Source organism: Citreimonas salinaria (assembly GCF_900107235.1).
Classification (GTDB): domain Bacteria; phylum Pseudomonadota; class Alphaproteobacteria; order Rhodobacterales; family Rhodobacteraceae; genus Citreimonas; species Citreimonas salinaria.
The window spans coordinates 260,770-277,581 of the sequence record NZ_FNPF01000004.1; the positions used below are offsets into that span (position 1 = coordinate 260,770).

17 protein-coding genes are annotated in these 16,812 nt (G+C 68.5%); 6 read left to right on the plus strand and 11 right to left on the minus strand.

Going from position 1 to position 16,812, the window contains the following annotated elements:
* Positions 1 to 70 precede the first annotated feature (70 nt).
* Positions 71 to 724: a peroxiredoxin gene (locus BLW27_RS07325; RefSeq protein ID WP_089881609.1), complete on the minus strand. Its 654-nt coding sequence runs from the start codon at positions 722 to 724 to the stop codon at positions 71 to 73.
* 188 nt (positions 725 to 912) lie between these two features.
* On the opposite strand from BLW27_RS07325, the gene BLW27_RS07330 reads away from it, so the two are divergent.
* From BLW27_RS07330 to BLW27_RS07345, 4 genes are all read left to right on the plus strand, one after another.
* Positions 913 to 2,370 carry an aldehyde dehydrogenase family protein gene (locus tag BLW27_RS07330; protein WP_089881612.1) on the plus strand — a complete coding sequence of 486 codons (1,458 nt, stop codon included), beginning with the start codon at positions 913 to 915 and terminating at the stop codon, positions 2,368 to 2,370.
* 215 nt (positions 2,371 to 2,585) lie between these two features.
* Positions 2,586 to 3,767, plus strand: coding sequence for an aspartate aminotransferase family protein (locus BLW27_RS07335; RefSeq protein WP_089881616.1), 1,182 nt, complete (start codon positions 2,586 to 2,588; stop codon positions 3,765 to 3,767).
* A gap of 75 nt (positions 3,768 to 3,842) precedes the next feature.
* Positions 3,843 to 4,772 (plus strand): ornithine carbamoyltransferase, encoded by a 930-nt coding sequence (argF, locus tag BLW27_RS07340; RefSeq protein WP_089881620.1) that lies wholly within the window; start codon positions 3,843 to 3,845, stop codon positions 4,770 to 4,772.
* A gap of 92 nt (positions 4,773 to 4,864) precedes the next feature.
* Positions 4,865 to 5,326, plus strand: coding sequence for an NUDIX hydrolase (locus BLW27_RS07345; RefSeq protein ID WP_089881624.1), 462 nt, complete (start codon positions 4,865 to 4,867; stop codon positions 5,324 to 5,326).
* Between the two features lie 100 nt (positions 5,327 to 5,426).
* Here BLW27_RS07345 and BLW27_RS07350 read toward each other — a convergent pair whose 3' ends face one another.
* From BLW27_RS07350 to BLW27_RS07375, 6 genes are read right to left on the minus strand one after another with little or no spacing between them, the layout of a single operon-like run.
* A complete protein-coding gene (locus BLW27_RS07350) occupies positions 5,427 to 6,491 on the minus strand; it encodes a TRAP transporter substrate-binding protein (RefSeq protein ID WP_089881628.1) in 1,065 nt (354 codons plus the stop codon).
* Between the two features lie 59 nt (positions 6,492 to 6,550).
* Positions 6,551 to 7,840, minus strand: coding sequence for a TRAP transporter large permease (locus BLW27_RS07355; protein ID WP_089881632.1), 1,290 nt, complete (start codon positions 7,838 to 7,840; stop codon positions 6,551 to 6,553).
* The gene (locus tag BLW27_RS07360; RefSeq protein ID WP_089881636.1) at positions 7,841 to 8,503 is read right to left on the minus strand and encodes a TRAP transporter small permease; all 663 of its coding nucleotides are present in this window, start codon (positions 8,501 to 8,503) and stop codon (positions 7,841 to 7,843) included.
* 51 nt (positions 8,504 to 8,554) lie between these two features.
* A complete protein-coding gene (locus BLW27_RS07365) occupies positions 8,555 to 9,061 on the minus strand; it encodes a flavin reductase family protein (protein ID WP_089881639.1) in 507 nt (168 codons plus the stop codon).
* Positions 9,062 to 9,091: 30 nt separating this feature from the next.
* Positions 9,092 to 9,979: an aldo/keto reductase gene (locus tag BLW27_RS07370; RefSeq protein WP_089881643.1), complete on the minus strand. Its 888-nt coding sequence runs from the start codon at positions 9,977 to 9,979 to the stop codon at positions 9,092 to 9,094.
* A 32-nt stretch (positions 9,980 to 10,011) separates the two neighbouring features.
* Positions 10,012 to 11,166, minus strand: coding sequence for an LLM class flavin-dependent oxidoreductase (locus BLW27_RS07375; protein ID WP_089881646.1), 1,155 nt, complete (start codon positions 11,164 to 11,166; stop codon positions 10,012 to 10,014).
* 98 nt (positions 11,167 to 11,264) lie between these two features.
* On the opposite strand from BLW27_RS07375, the gene BLW27_RS07380 reads away from it, so the two are divergent.
* Both BLW27_RS07380 and BLW27_RS07385 read left to right on the plus strand, forming a co-directional pair.
* Positions 11,265 to 11,966, plus strand: coding sequence for a GntR family transcriptional regulator (locus BLW27_RS07380; RefSeq protein WP_089881649.1), 702 nt, complete (start codon positions 11,265 to 11,267; stop codon positions 11,964 to 11,966).
* Positions 11,963 to 13,072: a Gfo/Idh/MocA family protein gene (locus BLW27_RS07385; protein ID WP_089881653.1), complete on the plus strand. Its 1,110-nt coding sequence runs from the start codon at positions 11,963 to 11,965 to the stop codon at positions 13,070 to 13,072. The genes BLW27_RS07380 and BLW27_RS07385 overlap by 4 nt, the downstream gene beginning before the upstream one ends.
* Positions 13,073 to 13,190: 118 nt before the next feature.
* Here BLW27_RS07385 and dtd read toward each other — a convergent pair whose 3' ends face one another.
* The 4 genes from dtd to BLW27_RS07405 form a co-directional block, all read right to left on the minus strand.
* On the minus strand, positions 13,191 to 13,634 hold the full coding sequence (gene dtd / locus BLW27_RS07390) for a D-aminoacyl-tRNA deacylase (protein WP_089881656.1): 444 nt from the start codon (positions 13,632 to 13,634) through the stop codon (positions 13,191 to 13,193).
* Positions 13,631 to 14,530 carry a carbohydrate kinase family protein gene (locus BLW27_RS07395; protein ID WP_089881659.1) on the minus strand — a complete coding sequence of 300 codons (900 nt, stop codon included), beginning with the start codon at positions 14,528 to 14,530 and terminating at the stop codon, positions 13,631 to 13,633. Before BLW27_RS07395 ends, dtd begins: the two co-directional genes overlap by 4 nt.
* Positions 14,531 to 14,601: 71 nt before the next feature.
* Positions 14,602 to 15,681 (minus strand): TFIIB-type zinc finger domain-containing protein, encoded by a 1,080-nt coding sequence (locus BLW27_RS07400; RefSeq protein WP_089881662.1) that lies wholly within the window; start codon positions 15,679 to 15,681, stop codon positions 14,602 to 14,604.
* Between the two features lie 27 nt (positions 15,682 to 15,708).
* Positions 15,709 to 16,809, minus strand: coding sequence for an SPFH domain-containing protein (locus BLW27_RS07405; protein ID WP_089881667.1), 1,101 nt, complete (start codon positions 16,807 to 16,809; stop codon positions 15,709 to 15,711).
* Positions 16,810 to 16,812 lie beyond the last annotated feature (3 nt).

The following is a 16,812-nucleotide window of genomic DNA, read 5'->3' on the forward strand; positions in this document are numbered from 1 at the left end:
GTCCCCATCCCCGCAGACGAAACGGGCGCCTCGCAAGGCGCCCGTTAAATGAACTCTCGGGAGGACCCGCTCAGGCCGGCAGCTTGGCCGTCCGCAGGTAGGGTAGCACGGTGTCGATCTTGCCGTACTTGGCGATCGCGTCCTCGTCGCTGACCGCCACCGGCACGATCACGTCCTGGCCCACGGTCCAGTCGGCCGGCGTCGCCACGCCCTCGCGGCTGGTGGTCTGCAGGGCGTCCAGCGCGCGCAGCACCTCGGCGAAGTTGCGGCCCACCGTCATCGGGTAGGTCATCGATAGCTTCAGCTTCTTGTCGGGCCCGACGATGAACACCACGCGCACGGTGGCCGAATCCGCGGGTGTGCGCCCGTCGGGCAGCGCGTATTCCGCCGGCAGCATGTCGAAGGCCTTGGCCATCTCCAGCCCGTCATCGGCAACGATCGGGAAATCCGGCGCCGCGCCGCCGGCCTTCTCGATGTCGGCCTTCCACTTCACGTGATCCTCGACTCCGTCGACCGAGATGCCCAGCACCTTGGTGCCGCGCTTCTTCCATTCCGCCGAGAGCCGCGCGACCGCGCCGAACTCGGTGGTGCAGACGGGGGTGAAATCCTTCGGGTGCGAGAACAGGATCGCCCAGTCGTCGCCGATCCAGTCGTGCAGGCTGAACTCGCCCTGGTCGGTCTTGACCGTCAGGTTCGGGATCGTGTCGTTGATGCGAAGCGCCATGTCCTTGTCCTTTCCTGAAATGGCGGCGAACCGCGCCGCTTTCGATGCTGAGATACGCTCTGGAAGCGCTTTGTAAACCCCGCCTTGCGGGCGCATGGGCGCGGTGACACAGTATCGGCCAAGGGCCGGCCTACACGCCGGCCGGAAGGACACGGACCGGCTCGCGCCGGCTTCAAGGAGGGTACATCATGCAAGAGCGCAAGCAATTCTACATCGACGGCCAGTGGGTCGATCCGAAGGATGGCCGCGATCACGCCGTCATCAACCCGTCCGCCGAAGAACCCTGCGCCACGATCAGCCTCGGCGGGCAGGCCGACACCGACGCCGCCGTCGCCGCCGCGCGGGCCGCGCTGCCGGGCTGGATGGCTACCCCGGTCGGACAGCGCATCCAGGCGCTGGAACGCGTCCTCGAGGTCTACAAGACCCGCGCCGAGGATCTCGCCCAGGCGATGAGCCTCGAGATGGGCGCGCCGCTGGATCTGGCACGCAGCGACCAGGTCGGTGCCGGCGTGGCCCACTTCAAGGGCTTCATCCGCGCGGCGAAGGAATTCCCGTGGGAGGCGCCGCTGTCCGACAAGCATCAGGACACCCGCATCATCCATGAGGCTGTGGGCGTCTGCGCAATGATCACGCCGTGGAACTGGCCGATGAACCAGATCACGCTGAAGGTCGGCGCCGCGCTGGTGGCGGGCAACACGATGGTCCTCAAGCCCTCCGAGGAAAGCCCGCTCAACGCGATCATCTTCGCCGAGATCATGCACGAGGCCGGCCTGCCCAAGGGCGTCTTCAACCTGGTGAACGGCGACGGCCCGGGGGTCGGCAACCAGCTGTCGTCGCACCCCGACGTCGACATGGTCAGCTTCACCGGCTCGACCCGCGCCGGGCGGCTGATCTCGATCGCCGCGGCCGACACGCTCAAGCGGGTGCACCTCGAACTCGGCGGCAAGGGCGCGAACCTGATCTTCGCCGATGCCGACGACGAAGCCGTCAAGCGCAGCGTCGAGCACATGATGGAAAACTCCGGCCAGTCCTGCAATGCGCCATCGCGGATGCTGGTGGAATCCTCGGCCTACGACCGCGTCGTCGAGGAGGCGGCCGAGGTGGCGAAATCCATCCAGGTCGGCCCGGCATCCAAGGAAGGCCCGCATATCGGCCCCGTCGTGAACAAGGTCCAGTGGGACAAGATCCAGGACTTGATCCAGAAGGGCATCGACGAGGGCGCGCGCCTGGTGGCCGGCGGCCCCGGCCTGCCCGAGGGCTTCAACAAGGGCTTCTACGTCCGTCCCACGGTCTTCGCCGACGTCACCAACGACATGACCATCGCCCGCGAGGAGATCTTCGGCCCAGTCCTGTCGATCATGAAGTTCGAGACCGAGGAGCAGGCCGTCGAGATCGCCAACGACACGCCCTATGGCCTCACCAACTACGTGCAAAGCCAGGACGGCGCCCGCCGCAACCGGCTGGCGCGGGTGCTGCGCGCCGGCATGATCGAGATGAACGGAAAGAGCCGCGGGCCGGGTTCGCCCTTCGGCGGCATGAAGATGTCCGGAAATGGCCGCGAGGGCGGCTCCTGGGGCATCCACGACTTCGTCGAGGTCAAGGCCGTGTCGGGCTGGGACGTGGACGCGCCGCAGGCGGCCGAGTGAGCACCGGCGCCGTCCCGTCCGGGGCGGCGCCTTCGCTTTTCCCTTGCGTCATGCGCCAAAGCCGCTAAGAGCGATCTCATGAAAACGCACGCGACCATCCGACGAGCCTGAGCTTTTCTCCGCACCCGATGGTGCGGCCGTCGCCCGCGTTTTCTGCTCTCCCGACCATACCGGTGCCCCGCGCACCCCGGGACAACCCCCGAAAGGATACCGCCATGATCCCGTCCGTCCTGCCGACCTACAACCGCGCGCCGCTGAGCTTCGTGAAGGGCGAAGGCGCCTGGCTGATCGAGGCCGACGGGCGACGTTTCCTCGACCTCGGTGCCGGCATCGCGGTCAACGCGCTGGGCCACGCGCATCCCGCGCTGGTGGCCGCGCTGACCGAGCAGGCGGGCAACCTGTGGCACGTCTCGAACCTCTACCAGATCCCGCAGCAGCAGAAGCTGGCCGATCTGCTGGTCGAGCACACCTTCGCCGACACGGTGTTCTTCACGAACTCCGGGACCGAGTCCTGCGAACTGGCCGTCAAGATGGCGCGCAAGTACTGGTACGACAAGGGCCAGCCCGACAAGACCCGCATCGTCGCGTTCGAGGGCAGCTTCCACGGCCGCTCCTCGGCCGGGATCGCCGCCGCGGGCTCCGAGAAGATGACGAAGGGCTTCGGCCCGCTGCTGCCCGGCTTCACCCACCTGCGCTGGGGCGATCACGACGCGCTGCAGGCGATCGACTTCACCGACGTGGCCGCCATCCTGATCGAGCCCGTGCAGGGCGAGGGCGGTATCCGCCCGCTGCCCGACCAGTGCCTGAAGGGCCTGCGCAAGCTGTGCGACGACAACGACGTGCTGCTGATCCTGGACGAGGTGCAGTGTGGCATGGGCCGCACCGGGCGCCTGTTCGCGCATGAATGGGCCGGCATCACGCCCGACATCATGATGGTCGCCAAGGGCATCGGCGGCGGCTTCCCGCTGGGCGCCGTGCTGGCGACCGAGGATGCGGCGTCGGGCATGACCGCCGGCACCCACGGCTCGACCTATGGCGGCAACCCGCTCGCCTGCGCGGTCGGCTGCGCGGTGATGGAACACGTGGCGGACCCGGAGTTCCTGTCCGGCGTCAACGCCCGCGCGGGGCTGTTCCGCCAGCGCCTCGAAGGGCTGGTCGCGGCACACCCGGACATCTTTGAGGGCGTCCGCGGCATGGGCTTCATGCTGGGCCTCAAGTGCCGCGCGATGAACACGGACGTGGTCAAGGCCGGCTACGACGCGCAGGTGATCACCGTCCCGGCCGCCGACAACGTGGTGCGCATCCTGCCGCCGCTCAACCTGACCGAGGACGAGATCGCGGAAGCGATCGACCGCCTCGGCAAGGCCGCCACCGCGCTGGAGCAGGCCACCGCCTGACCCGTTTCCGAATACCTGGGGTCCGCGACGCGGACGGGGCCGCGCCCCAACCCCGCCCGACGAAAGCACGTTGCGATGAATCATTTCCTCGACATCCACAAGATGGACAAGACCGCCCTGCGGGCCATCATCAACCAGGCCCGCGCCATGAAGGACGCCCGCGACGGCCAGCCCAAGGCCGCGCCGGACGCCGAACAGCCGCTGGCCGGCCGCATGGTCGCGCTGATCTTCGAGAAGCCTTCGACCCGGACCCGCGTCAGCTTCGACGTGGGCGTGCGCCAGATGGGGGGCGAAACGATGGTCCTGTCGGGCAGCGACATGCAGCTTGGCCATGGCGAAACCATAGCCGACACCGCCCGCGTGCTGTCGCGCTACGTCGATCTGATCATGATCCGCACCTTCGACGAGACCGTGCTGGAAGAAATGGCCGAATACGCCAGCGTGCCGGTGATCAACGGGCTGACCGACCGCACCCATCCCTGCCAGATCATGGCCGATATCCTCACCTATGAGGAGCATCGCGGACCGATCGCCGGCAAGAAGGTGGTCTGGTCCGGCGACGGAAACAACGTCTGCGCGTCCTTCCTGCACGCGGCCGGGCAGTTCGGGTTCGACCTGACCTTCACCGGGCCGGTGCAGCTGGACCCCGAGATGGAGTTCGTCGGCTGGGCGCGCAACGCCGGCGCCGCCGTCACGATCGAACGCGACGCCGAGAAGGCCGTGCAGGGCGCCGACCTGATCGTCACCGACACCTGGGTGTCGATGCATGACAGCCAGTCCTCGAAGGAACGGCGCCACAACATGCTGCGCCCCTACCAGGTCAACGCCCGCCTGATGGCGCAGGCGAAACCGGACGCGCTGTTCATGCACTGCCTGCCCGCCCACCGCGAAGAGGAAGTGACATCGGACGTGATGGACGGCCCGAATTCGGTCATCTGGGACGAGGCCGAGAACCGGCTGCACGCCCAGAAGGCGATCATGCGCTGGTGCCTCGGGCAGGCGTGACGCCGCGGATCGCGTTAAAAGCGGTTGCCAAGTCGATGAATCGGCTTAATTATGCGTTACGCATACAAGTGCAGATCGAGTGAAGGTCAGACATGCCGGTGACGGGCGATCAGATCGCCGCGCTTCCCCTGCGGTGGGAAGGCGACGGCAGCGTAAGCGTGCTGATGGTGACGTCGCGCGATACCGGCCGCTGGGTGATGCCCAAGGGCTGGGAAATGGACGGCAAGAAGCCGTGGCACGCCGCCGAGATCGAGGCGCTGGAGGAAGCCGGCGCCAAGGGCCATATCGGCCGCGACTGCATCGGCACCTATCGCTATCCCAAGATCATGGGCGACGGGCGGGTGATCCCCTGCAGGGTGCGCGTCTACCCGATGGTGGTGGAAGAGTTGCTGCGCGACTGGAAGGAGCGCAAGCAGCGCGTGCGCAAGTGGTTCACGCCCAAGGCGGCGGCCAAGCGGGTCGACGAACAGGAACTGGCCGACCTTCTGATGACCCTGCACAAGAAGCCGACCCGCCAGTCCGCCCTCCGCACGCTGCTCAAGGCGGTCGGATAGCCCGATCCGACCCACGGCCGTCGGCGCAAAAGCCTGCGCGTTCCGCCGTGGCGACCGGGCCGGGGCAGGGCGCGCATCACTGGACGCGCGCCCGCGTCGCTTACTCGATGTCGGCGCCGCGAACCTCTTCCAGCTTGGTCTCGACCTGCGATACCGCCTGCGTCAGCGCGTCATAGGCTTGCTGGCCGCCCTCGACATTGGTGGTGAACCACTCGAAGACCGGCTGCGCGGCCTCGCGGAAGGCTTCCTTCTCGACGGGCGTCGGCACGTAGAGATCACCACCGCCGGCAACGAAGTCCTCGTAGGCCTGGATCGACTTGCGCTTGGGGCTGGCGAAGGTCGCCTGCTGCAGCTGGTAGAACCCGTCCACCACGACGCGACGCAGTTCCGGCGGCATCGACATGAACTTCTCGTCGTTCATGAACCACAGCGCCGCCATGTAGGCGTGGCCGTCCAGCGTCAGGTACTGCAGGCCCGCCTCGGGGAACTTCATGCTCATGATGTCGGTGATGCCGTTCTTGGTGCCCTCGACCACCCCGGTCTGAAGCGAGGTGAACAGTTCGGGCCACGGGATCGGCGTCGGCGACGCTCCCAGCGCGCGGGTCAGCTCCTGCGGCAGGTCGGCGACCACGGTGCGGATCTTCAGGCCCTCCAGGTCCGCGGGCGTCTGCACGCGGCGCTGGGTGTTGGCGAAGTTGCGCCAGCCGCCGGTGTTGCCGATGGTCATCAGCCGGATCGCCCCGCCCGAGGTTTCCTCGACCATGTCCTGCATCGTGGTCATGAACGGGCTGCCGGATTCCAGCACCGCCTCGGCCACGCGGTCGTCGGCCATCAGGTAGGGCAGGTCCAGCACCTGCACGAAGGGAAAGATCCCCGACGTGCCGCCGCTGGTCGCGATGAAGATGTCGATCGAGCCGTCGGCCACGCCTTGAAGGCACTCCGTCCCGTTCGAGCACAGCTGCGTGCCGATGAACAGCTCGACCTCGATCGCGCCGTTGCTGGCCTGCTCGACATAGTTCTCGAACACCACGAGGCCGTCGTAATCCTCGTCGTTCTCGTTCGAATTGGCGGTGGCGCGCAGCGTGAACTCCTGCGCCACTGCGGCGGTGGCACCGCCGATCGCGAGCGTCGCGATCATCGCGGCTCTGGTCAGACCTTTGAGCATGTTCTCTCTCCCTGTTGCTTCTTTCGGTCGGTATCGGCCCTGCGGCCGGGTGAAACGGGTCAGTCCGCGAAGCCGAACAGGCGCGGGACGGTCATGGATACCTCGGGGATGAACGTGATCAGGAAGATGACGATGATCTCGACCAGCAGGAAGGGCAGGATTGCGCGGGCGATGGTCTCGACCCGCTCTCCGGACACGCTGGATGCCACGAACAGAACCAGCCCCATGGGCGGCGTGGCCAGCCCCACGGTCAGGTTCACCGACATGATGATGGCGAAATGGATCGGATCGACGCCCAGGCTGACGAAGATCGGCCCCAGGATCGGCCCCAGGATGATGATCGCCGGCCCCGCGTCCAGGAACATGCCCACCACGAACAGCAGCAGGTTGATCAGGAACAGCAGCACCAGCGGGTTCTGCGACAGCGACAGGATGTAATCCGCCAGGATCTGCGGCGCGTAGGACAGGCTGACCACGGTCTTGAAGGCCATCGCCGCGCCCACTAGCAGCAGCACCACCGCGCTGGTCATCGCCGAGCGCATGAGCACGTCCGGCAGGTCCGAGGGCCGCAGAGTGCGCAGCACGAACATCCCGATGACGATCGCGTAGGCCGCGGCCACCGCCGCCGCCTCGGTCGGGGTGAAGACGCCCGCGAGAATGCCGCCCAGAATGATCACCGGCGTCAGCAGCGGGAAGAACGCCTTCAGCGACGCCTGCCCCCGCTCGCCCCACGTGGCCTTGCCGCGCGATGCCGGAAAGCCGTAGCGGTCGGCCATCAGCTTGACTGCGATCATCAGGCCGACGCCCACCAGGATGCCCGGCACGATCCCCGCCAGGAACAGCGCGGCGACGGACTCGCCCATCACGTAGGCGTAGATGATCATGATACCTGACGGCGGGATGATCGGGCCGATGACCGAACTTGCGGCGGTGATCGCGGCGGCGAAGCGGCGGGTATAGCCCTCGCGCTCCATCGCCGGGATCAGCATCGACCCCAGCGCCGAGGTGTCCGCCACGGCCGATCCCGACAGCCCCGCGAACAGCATCGAGGACAGCACGTTCACATGCGCCAGCCCGCCGCGGAAATGGCCCATCAGCGCTTGTGAGAACTCGACGAGCCTCAAGGTGATGCCGCCGCGGTTCATCAGTTCTCCGGCCAGCATGAAGAACGGGATCGCCATCAGCGGAAAGCTGTCGATGCCGTTGTAGACGTTGCGGTAGAGCAGGGCGAGGTCGCGCTCCTGCCCGTTCATCCACAGCAGCAGGCCGGGTGCCGCCAGCATCCCGAAGAACACCGGCAGGCCCAGCAGCAGGAACAGCAGGAACAGCGGCAGGAACCAGACGAGCATCTATTCGCCCCCCACCGGCAGGTCGGTATTCATCAGCGGACGCATCCGCGCCTCGCCGCCCGTCAGCGCGATAAGCGATCGCAGGATGAGCTCAACATTGACGGCCAGCAGCATCAGCGCGCCGACCCACAGGCTGAGGAAGGCCAGCGGCAGCGGTACCTTCGTCCAGCCCCACTCGAAGCCGAAGGCGGGCGAGGCGCGCGTGCACAGCGTCAGGTCCAGCCCGGTGAACGGCACCGGCAGCGCGAAGCGCAGCTCGAACGGCAGCCACAGCGAGGAGGACTTGAACAGGCAGCTGCCGAAGACATGCGCGTGGCCCAGCCGCACCGCCATCACCAGCACGCCGCCCGAGATCACCAGCAGCACCAGCCCCAGCAGGTGCGACGCCCGGCCCGGCAGCGCGGCCTGCAGCATGTCGATGGCGACGAAGCCGCCGCGCCGGTAAGCCGCCGGCGCGATCAGCCCGGTCATCCACAGCATCAGGAAGCGCGCCGCTTCCTCGGGCCAGGGCAGCGCGTTGTTCAGCGCGTAGCGGAAGAAGACCTGCAGCAGGATGCACACGACCATCAGGCCGATGGACAGCGTCGCAAGCCCCTTGCCCGCGCGCAGAAGGACGTCGTTGACGGCCTGCACCGGGCGCAGAAGCGCCAGCAATAGGACCATGGTCCCGGTCTCCTCCCTGACGCGCCCGTGGTTGTTGTTATCGGGCGCGCGTCACGACGCCGGGTCGAAAGTCCCGTAGGCGCCGCCGAAAAACAAGAGCGGTTCGCCCGCCCGCGTGGTCACGCGCGTCACCCGCGCCACGATGATCGAATGATCGCCGCCGTCATGCGTGGCGGTGGTGGCGCACTCGAAGCACGACAGGCTGCCGCTGATCAGCGGCACGCCACCTTCGCCTTCCTCCCAGGCGATCCGGTCGAAGGCGTCGCCGTCGCGCGCGAAGCCGCGGCAGGTGTCGAACTGGTCGCGCCCCATGACGTGGATCGCGAACCGCTCAGCGGCCATGAAATGCGGGTAGCGCGCGGACGACTTCGCCGGCGCCCAGAGCACCAGCGGCGGGTCGAGCGACAGGGACGAGAAGCTGTTCGCCGTGATCCCCAGCGGGCCGTCCCGCGTGGCGCAGGTGATCACCGTCACGCCGGTGCCGAAGCGGCCAAGCGCCTCGCGGAAGGCGCGCGGATCAGCCTGGTGCGGGTCGAAGCTGTCGGCCTTCGCGGTCATGGGCCAGGCTATCCTCTCGGCTTTCATGCGTCAGGCCACCTCGTGTCCCAGCGCCTCGGTGTACAGGTCGAACCACGTTTCCCGGCCAAGGTCCACCTTGACCGCGTCGCCGATGGCCCGGATCCGCTCCAGGTTGTTGGTGCCCAGAACGGGCAGGATGCGCGCGGGATGCGCCAGCAGCCAGGCGACCGCCACGGCGGCCTCGTCGACCCCGTGGCGCGCGCCCACTTCGGCCAGCTTCCGGCGCAGGCCCGCGTTCGCCTGCTGAAATAGGGTGCCACCGCCCAAAGGCGACCACGCCATCAGCGGTTCTCCGTTTTTCTGGTGAAACGCCACGTCGCCGTTGGTGAAGGGCGCGTGGTGCAGCAGGCTGATCTCGATCTGGTTGGTGACCAGCGGCGTCTTCATCCCCGATTGCAGCAGCTCCCAGTCCCAGCGCCGGAAGTTCGACGCGCCCACCGCGCGCACCTTGCCCCCCTTCACCAAGTTGTCGAGGGTCTCGCCCGTCTCGAAGTGGTCCATGAACGGGTCGGGCCGGTGGACCAGAAGCAGGTCGATGTGCTCGATCCCCATCAGCCGCAGCGATGCATCCACCGACGCCTCGATATGCGCGCGGCTTGTGTCGTAGTGCTTGACCAGCGCGCCCGCATGGCGCCCGGCGGGGGCGACAATGTCGCACTTGGTCACGATCTCGATCCGGTTGCGGATCTCGGGCGTCAGGGCGCGGCCCAGCACCTCTTCGGCCTCGTAGCCGCCGTAGATGTCGGCCTGGTCCATCGTGGTGATGCCCTGGTCGAGACAGGCGGCGATCTTGTCGCGCACACGGTCGGGGCTGGTGTCGGCATCGTTCCCCAGCCGCCACATGCCGTAGACAAGGAGGCTGAGTTCGACGTCGTCGGTCAGGCTGATGCGCTCCATCGGGTGGTCCTCGTTCCTGGGGCCGCGCGGGGTCAGTGGCGTTCGCCGGCGCCCAGCGGCGTCTGCGGTGTCTCCTTCGGCACGCGGCCGTATTCCTCGGGCAGCGAGCATGTCTTCATTTGCGGCAGAACCCGGCTGCCGAAGTGACGGCACTCGTCGATATGCGGATAACCCGACAGGATGAAGGCGCGGATGCCCATCTTGCGGTAGTCCTCGAGCTTGCTCAGCACCTGGTCGGTCGAGCCGACCAGCGCCGCGCCGCAGCCCGAGCGCGCGCGCCCCACGCCGGTCCACAGGTGCGGCTCGATGAAGCCCTCCATGTCGGCCAGTTCGCGGTTGCGCGCCTGGTGCGAGACGCCAAGGCTGGTCGCGTCGAGCGCGCGTTCGCGGATCGCGGTGCCCTTCTCGTCGTCAAGCTGGCTGACGATGTGCTGGGCCCATTCGCGGGCCTCGGCCTCGGTATCGCGGACGATGACGTGCACGCGCAGCCCGAAATCCAGCGTGCGGCCGTAACGGTCGGCGACCGCGTGGACCGCCTTCATGCGCTCGGTCAGCAAGTCCCTCGTCTCGGGCCACATAAGGTAGACGTCGCAGTGCTGGCCGCACAGTTCCAGCGCGTCGGGGGAATAGCCGCCGAAATACAGCAGCGGCCCGCCCGTCTGGTACGGCTTGGCCGGATCGGTCGTCAGCCCCTCGAAGTCGTAGACCTCGCCCTTGTAAGTGATCTCGTCCCGCGTCCACGCCTGTTTCAGGATCTCCACCACCTCGCGCGACCGCTGGTAGCGGAAGGCGCTGTCGGCCTTCTCGCCGGGGAAATCGCTGCTGATGATGTTCACCGTCAGGCGCCCTTCCAGCATGTGGTCCAGCGTGGCGATGGTGCGCGCCAGCATGATCGGCTGCATCTCGCCGCAGCGCACGGCGGCCAGCATGTTGATCTTCTCGGTGATCGGCGCGCAGCCCGCCACGAAGGACAGCGTGTCCTGCCCGACCTGGTAGGACGACGGGCACAGGATGTTGCGGAAGCCCTGTGCCTCGGCCTCCTGCACGATGGACGAGCAATGCGCGAAGGACGATCGCAGCCGACCCTCGGGGACGCCGAGATATTCGTAATCGTCCGAGCATAGAGCGGCGAACCACGACACCTCGGCCGCGTCGAGATCGGGGGAGGTGATGGGAACGACGGTCATGCGTGGCCTTTTCGGGTGCGACATTTTGACTTGCGTAGCATCCGCCTTGATGTAGATCAATAGTAGATCAATTTTCCCGCGCCGAGGCATTTTCGCCGATGACCGACCGCTACGCCCTGCCGCTGCATGTGCAGATCAGCGAGATGCTGATCCGCGACATCCATGCGGGCCGCCTGCTGGACGGCGAACGCCTGCCGCCCGAGCGCGCCTTCGCCGAGACGCTGGGCATCTCGGTGGGCACCTTGCGCAAGGCGCTGGCGGACCTGGCCGAGAAGGGGATGCTCGACCGCGTGCAGGGCTCGGGCAACTACGTGCGCGCACGCAGCGACGCGCCGTCGGTCTACAGCTTCTTCCGGGTCGAACTGCTGGAGGGCGGCGGGTTGCCCACGGCCGAGCTTCTGTCGGTGGAACGCCACCCCAAGCCCGCAGACCTGCCGGCCTTCGGCACCAGCACCCACGGCCACCGCATCCGCCGCCTGCGGCGCCTGTCGGGCACGCCTGCGGTGCTGGAAGAGATCTGGCTGGACGCGGGTTATGCCGAGACGGTCGCCGCCGCCGACCTGTCTGAATCACTCTACCTCTACTACCGCGAGGCGCTGGGCCTGTGGATCGGCCGCGCCGAGGACAGGCTGGGCCTTGCCCCGGTGCCCGACTGGGCGCCGCCGGCCTTCGGGCCGAAGGCGGGCGCGCAGGCGCTCGTGGCCACGCGCATCGCCTACGCGCAGGACGGGGCACGCGCCGAGGTCTCGCACAACTGGATCGACACGGAGGTCGCCGCGTACGTGGCGCGAATCGCATGAAGGACACAGGCTTGATACAGGACACCATCCGCTACGGCGTGATCGGCTGCGGCATGATGGGGCAGGAGCACCTGCGCAACATCGCACTGCTGCCCGAGGCCCACGTCGCCGCGATCTACGAGCCGAATCCCGCGATGGCGAAGGCGGCGCAGGCAATCGCGCCGGGTGCCAAGATGTGCGGCTCGCTGGCCGACCTGCTGGCGCATGAACGGCTGGACTGCCTGCTGATCGCCTCGCCCAACCACGTGCATGTCGAACAGTTTCTGGAAGTCGCGCGCACGCGACCCCTGCCGCTGCTGATCGAGAAGCCGCTCTACACCGACGCCGCCGACGAGACCGCGCTGCGGCGCCTTCAGGCCGGCTACCCCGCGCCGATCTGGGTGGCGATGGAATACCGCTACATGCCCCCCATCATGGCCTTCCTCGACGAATGCGAGGCGGCGACCGGCGGGCTAAAGATGCTGACGATCCGCGAGCATCGCTTTCCATTCCTCAACAAGGTCGGCGCCTGGAACCGCTTCAACCGCAACACCGGCGGCACGCTGGTCGAGAAGTGCTGCCATTTCTTCGACCTGATGCGGCTGGTGCTGAAATCCGACCCCGTGCGCGTCAGCGCCAGCGCGGGGCAGGAGGTCAACCACCGCGACGAGCGGATCGACGGCGCGACACCCGACATCTGGGACAGCGCCTACGTCATCGTCGACTTCGCCAGCGGCGCGCGCGCCATGCTGGAATTGTGCATGTTCGCCGAGGGCTCGCGCTATCAGGAAGAGCTGTCGGCCACCGGCCCTGCCGGCAAGATCGAGGCGCTGGTGCCCGGGCCGGGCCGGTTCTGGCCGGCGCGGCTGGGGCTCGCGCCTGTGCCGCAGGTGATCGTCAGCCCGCGCGACCCCAAGGGGCCGCGGGTGGTCGAGATCCCCTTCGACCCGGAGTTGCTCAAGGCGGGCGACCACAACGGGTCGACCTACTACCAGCACCGGCGGTTCCTGGACGCGGTGCGGGGGCAGGGGCTGCCCGAGGTGACGCTCGAGGACGGGATGTGGGCCGTGCGCATGGGCCTCGCGGCGCAGCAGGCCGCGCTGACGGGCGAGACCGTGCGCTTCTGACGGCGGGTTCCGAATGGAGCGGCCTCTGGCCGCGCAGATCACTCGGCCCCCGCCTGCGGCGGGCGACCTCGGGCTGGCGCGCCGTGGTGAAGGCGGGCTTTGGCCGCACTGGCGTGCGTCAGGCGTCGGTATCCAGCCAGATCGTCACCGGGCCGTCATTGGTCAGGCTGACCTGCATGTCGGCGCCGAAGCGGCCGGTGGCCACCGGGATGCGATGGCCCTGAAGCGCGGCGGCGAAGCGTTCGTACAGCCGCTGCCCCTTGTCCGGGGCGGCGGCGGCCGAGAAACCGGGGCGGTTGCCGCGCCGCGTGTCCGCGGCCAGCGTGAACTGGCTGACCACCAGCGCGGCACCGCCGGCGTCGACCACCGACCGGTTCATCCGCCCCCCGTCGTCGCGGAAGATGCGCAGTTTCGCGACCTTGGCGGCCAGCGCGTCGGCCTGCGCCTCGGTGTCGCCCTGCATGGCGCAGACGAGGATGCACAGGCCCGGGCCGATCTCTCCCACGGTCGCCCCGCCGATCTCGACCCGTGCGGCGGTGACGCGCTGAAGCAGCGCCCTCACAGCTCGTTGTCCCAGGGCGGGTTCGCTCCGGCGCGCGACACGGTGATTGCGGCGGCCGCGACCCCCAGCGTCAGCGCCGGCTCCAGCGCATCGCCGGACGCGGCCCGCAACGCCGCCCGGTCCAGCAGCACCGCCCGGTCGAGCCCCGCCAGCAGGCCGGCGTTGAACGTGTCGCCCGCCCCCACCGTGTCGACCACCGTGACGGGGCGTGCCGGCACGCGCAGCATCTCGCCCGGCAGGTGCGCGTCGACCCCGTCGGCGCCCTTGGTGACGACGACCAGTGCCGCGCCGAGGCCCAGCAGGTCGGCGGGCGTGACGTTCAGCCAGGCCATGTCCTCGTCCGAGATCTTGACGATGTCGGCGCGCGCCAGCATCCCCGCCAGCCGCTCGCGGTAGCGCGTCTCGTCGGTGACGAAGCCCGCGCGGATGTTCGGATCCAGCATCACCACCCGGTCGCCGGCATCCTCGCAGAACGCCGCCAGCGCGTCGGCGGCGGGTTCGGCGACAAGGCTGATGCCGCCGAAGAACAGCGCGCGCACCTCGGGGCGGGGCTGTGGCATGTCGGCGGGCGCCAGCATGCGCCCGGCGGTGTTCTCGTCGTAGAAGGCATAGCGCGCGTGCCCGTCGGTGAGCGTGACGAAGGCCAGCGTGGTGGGCCGGTCGCTGCGCACCGCCAGCGTGGTGTCGACGCGGCTTTCGCTCAGCGCGCGGTCCAGCATCGTGCCGAACAGGTCCGTCGACAGTCCGCCGAACCAGCCCGCGGGCGCGCCCAGCCGGCCGAGCGCGATGGCGGTGTTGAACACGGACCCGCCGGGGTGGGGGGCGAAGGCGGGCTCTCCCTCGGCGGTTTCGCGAGGCAGCATGTCGATCAGCGCCTCGCCGCAGCAAAGGATCATCGGGCGGCTCCTGTCCATGACTTCGGGGTCCACCGTGCCCATCGGGCGGCGGGCAGGCAAGGGGGCGCCGCCTAGCGCCCCGCGACGAAGCCGATCCCCGCCGCGACGACCAGCGCCGCGATCACCGCCAGCGCGATCTTGATCGCCGACCAGGGCCGTTCGCCCTGCACGCGGCCGGTGCGGCCGTTGACCACGAAGCGGTAGCTGTCGCCGCGATACTTGTAGGCGGCCATCCACACCGGCAGCAGCACGTGCTTGAAGGTCACGTCCGAGACCTGCGTGTCGACCCGGTGAATGCGCTGGCGGTCGCCGCCGATGTCGAACTTCACCGCCTGCGCGATCGCCGCGTCCATCTTCTTGCGTGCCTCGACGAAGCCGTCGTCGAGGTCGACCTGGTAGGCCTCGGCGCGGAAACCCGACAGGAACTCCGGCCGGTAGGGCTCCATCGCGGCCAGGTCCCACGGCTCCAGCGCGTCGGTGAAGCGCCGGGGCAGGGCGTGCGAGGCCAGCACCAGCACGTCGTCGAACCACCTGGTGACGTGGCCCCGGACGTGCCGCCAGCGGACCTTGGCCACGCGCTGCGCCTTGGGCTTGCCGTCGCGCATGACCGTGCGGGTTTCCCAGTAGACGGTGCCGCGCTCGCCGGAATAGTCGCTTTCGGTATGCGCGTCGAAGGTCCAGTAGGGCACGTAGATGCCCTGCGGCCGGCGCCCCTTGCGCGCATAGGCCTGCAGCCCCGAGGGCGCGAACCACAGGCTGCCCAGCCAGTCGGTCATCGCCTTCTGCGCCGCCTCCGCGTCCAGCGCGAAGGGCAGCACGCCGCGCGGCTTGATGTGGCGGTTGGTGCCGGTGTCGGTGACCACGGGCGTCGCGCAGAACGGGCATTCGGCGGCGTGCAGCGCGGGGTCGAACTCGACCTCGGCGGCGCAGTTGGGGCAGCGGCTGACGCGGGTTTCCTCGATCTCCTGCAGGGGCAGCAGGTTGTCGAGCGCGGCCTTGAAGTCGAGCTCGCGGATGCCGCCCTCCCAAGGGCCGGGGCCGTCGATGTCGGCGGTGGCGCCGCAATGGTCGCAGACCAGCCGCCCTTCGGCGGGCGAGAACCGCATGTCGGCGCCGCAGGTGTCGCAGGGAAAGCGGTGCTCCTCGATCATCTCATGCGATCATCCCGCTCGATCGTTTCAGGCCGGCGGCGGGGGCGGCGGCAGGATCGTGAACAGCTGCGCGAGTTCGTCCACGTCCCCCGCGCGCAGCCAGCCGTCCTGCCCCGGCGTCCAGACAAGCGTCTCGCGCGTCAGCCCGCCCTCGGCCGCCATGCGCCCCAGGTCGGCCTTGGAATACGGCCCGCGGGTCTGCCCGGCCTCGGCGAGGTGCCAGACGTGTTCGACCGGGGGCGGCGGCGGAGCGGCGGGCGCGGCCCCCCACGGCCCCGGCTGCACCGCCTGGCCCATCCGCTGCCCCATCTGCATGCCCAGACCGGCGCCCAGCCCCATGCCCATCGACTGGTCGACCGCGCCGCCCTTGCCCATGGCCTCGGACGCCTTCCACTTCAGATGCTCGTCCAGATTACCCGCGATCCCGCGCGAGGTGCGCGCGTCCAGCGCCTTCTCCACCGCCGGCGGAAGCGAGACGTTCTCGATGTACAGCTCCGGCAGGCTCAGCCCGTATTGCCGGATCACCGGGTCGATCGCCTCGGCCACCAGCTTGCCCACCTCGGCGGTGTTCGCCGCCATGTCCAGCACCGGGATGCCCGAGGCCGCGATCGCACGCGAAAACTCCTGCACGATCACGTTGCGGATCTGGAAGGTGATCTCGTCGGCGGTGAACTGCCCGTCGGTGCCCACGATCTCGGTCAGGAACAGGCCCGGATCGGCCACCTTGACCGCGTAGGTGCCGAAGGCCCGGATGCGCACCGGCCCGAATTCCGGGTCGCGCATCATCACCGGGTTCTTCGTGCCCCATTTCAGGTTCGTCATCCGCGCGGTCGAGACGAAGTAGATCTCGGACTTGAAGGGCGATCTGAACCCGTGATCCCAGTGCTGAAGCGTGGTCATCACCGGCATGTTGTTGGTCTCGAGCATGTAGAGACCCGGCTTGAACACGTCCGCCAGCTGGCCCTCATGGACGAAGACCGCCGCCTGTCCCTCGCGGACCGTCAGCTTGGCGCCGTACTTGATCTCGTTGCCGTGGCGGTCGAAGCGCCAGACCAGCGTGTCGCGGCTGTCGTCGGTCCATTCGATCACGTCGATGAACTGGCCCGACACGAAATTCCACAGGCTCATGGG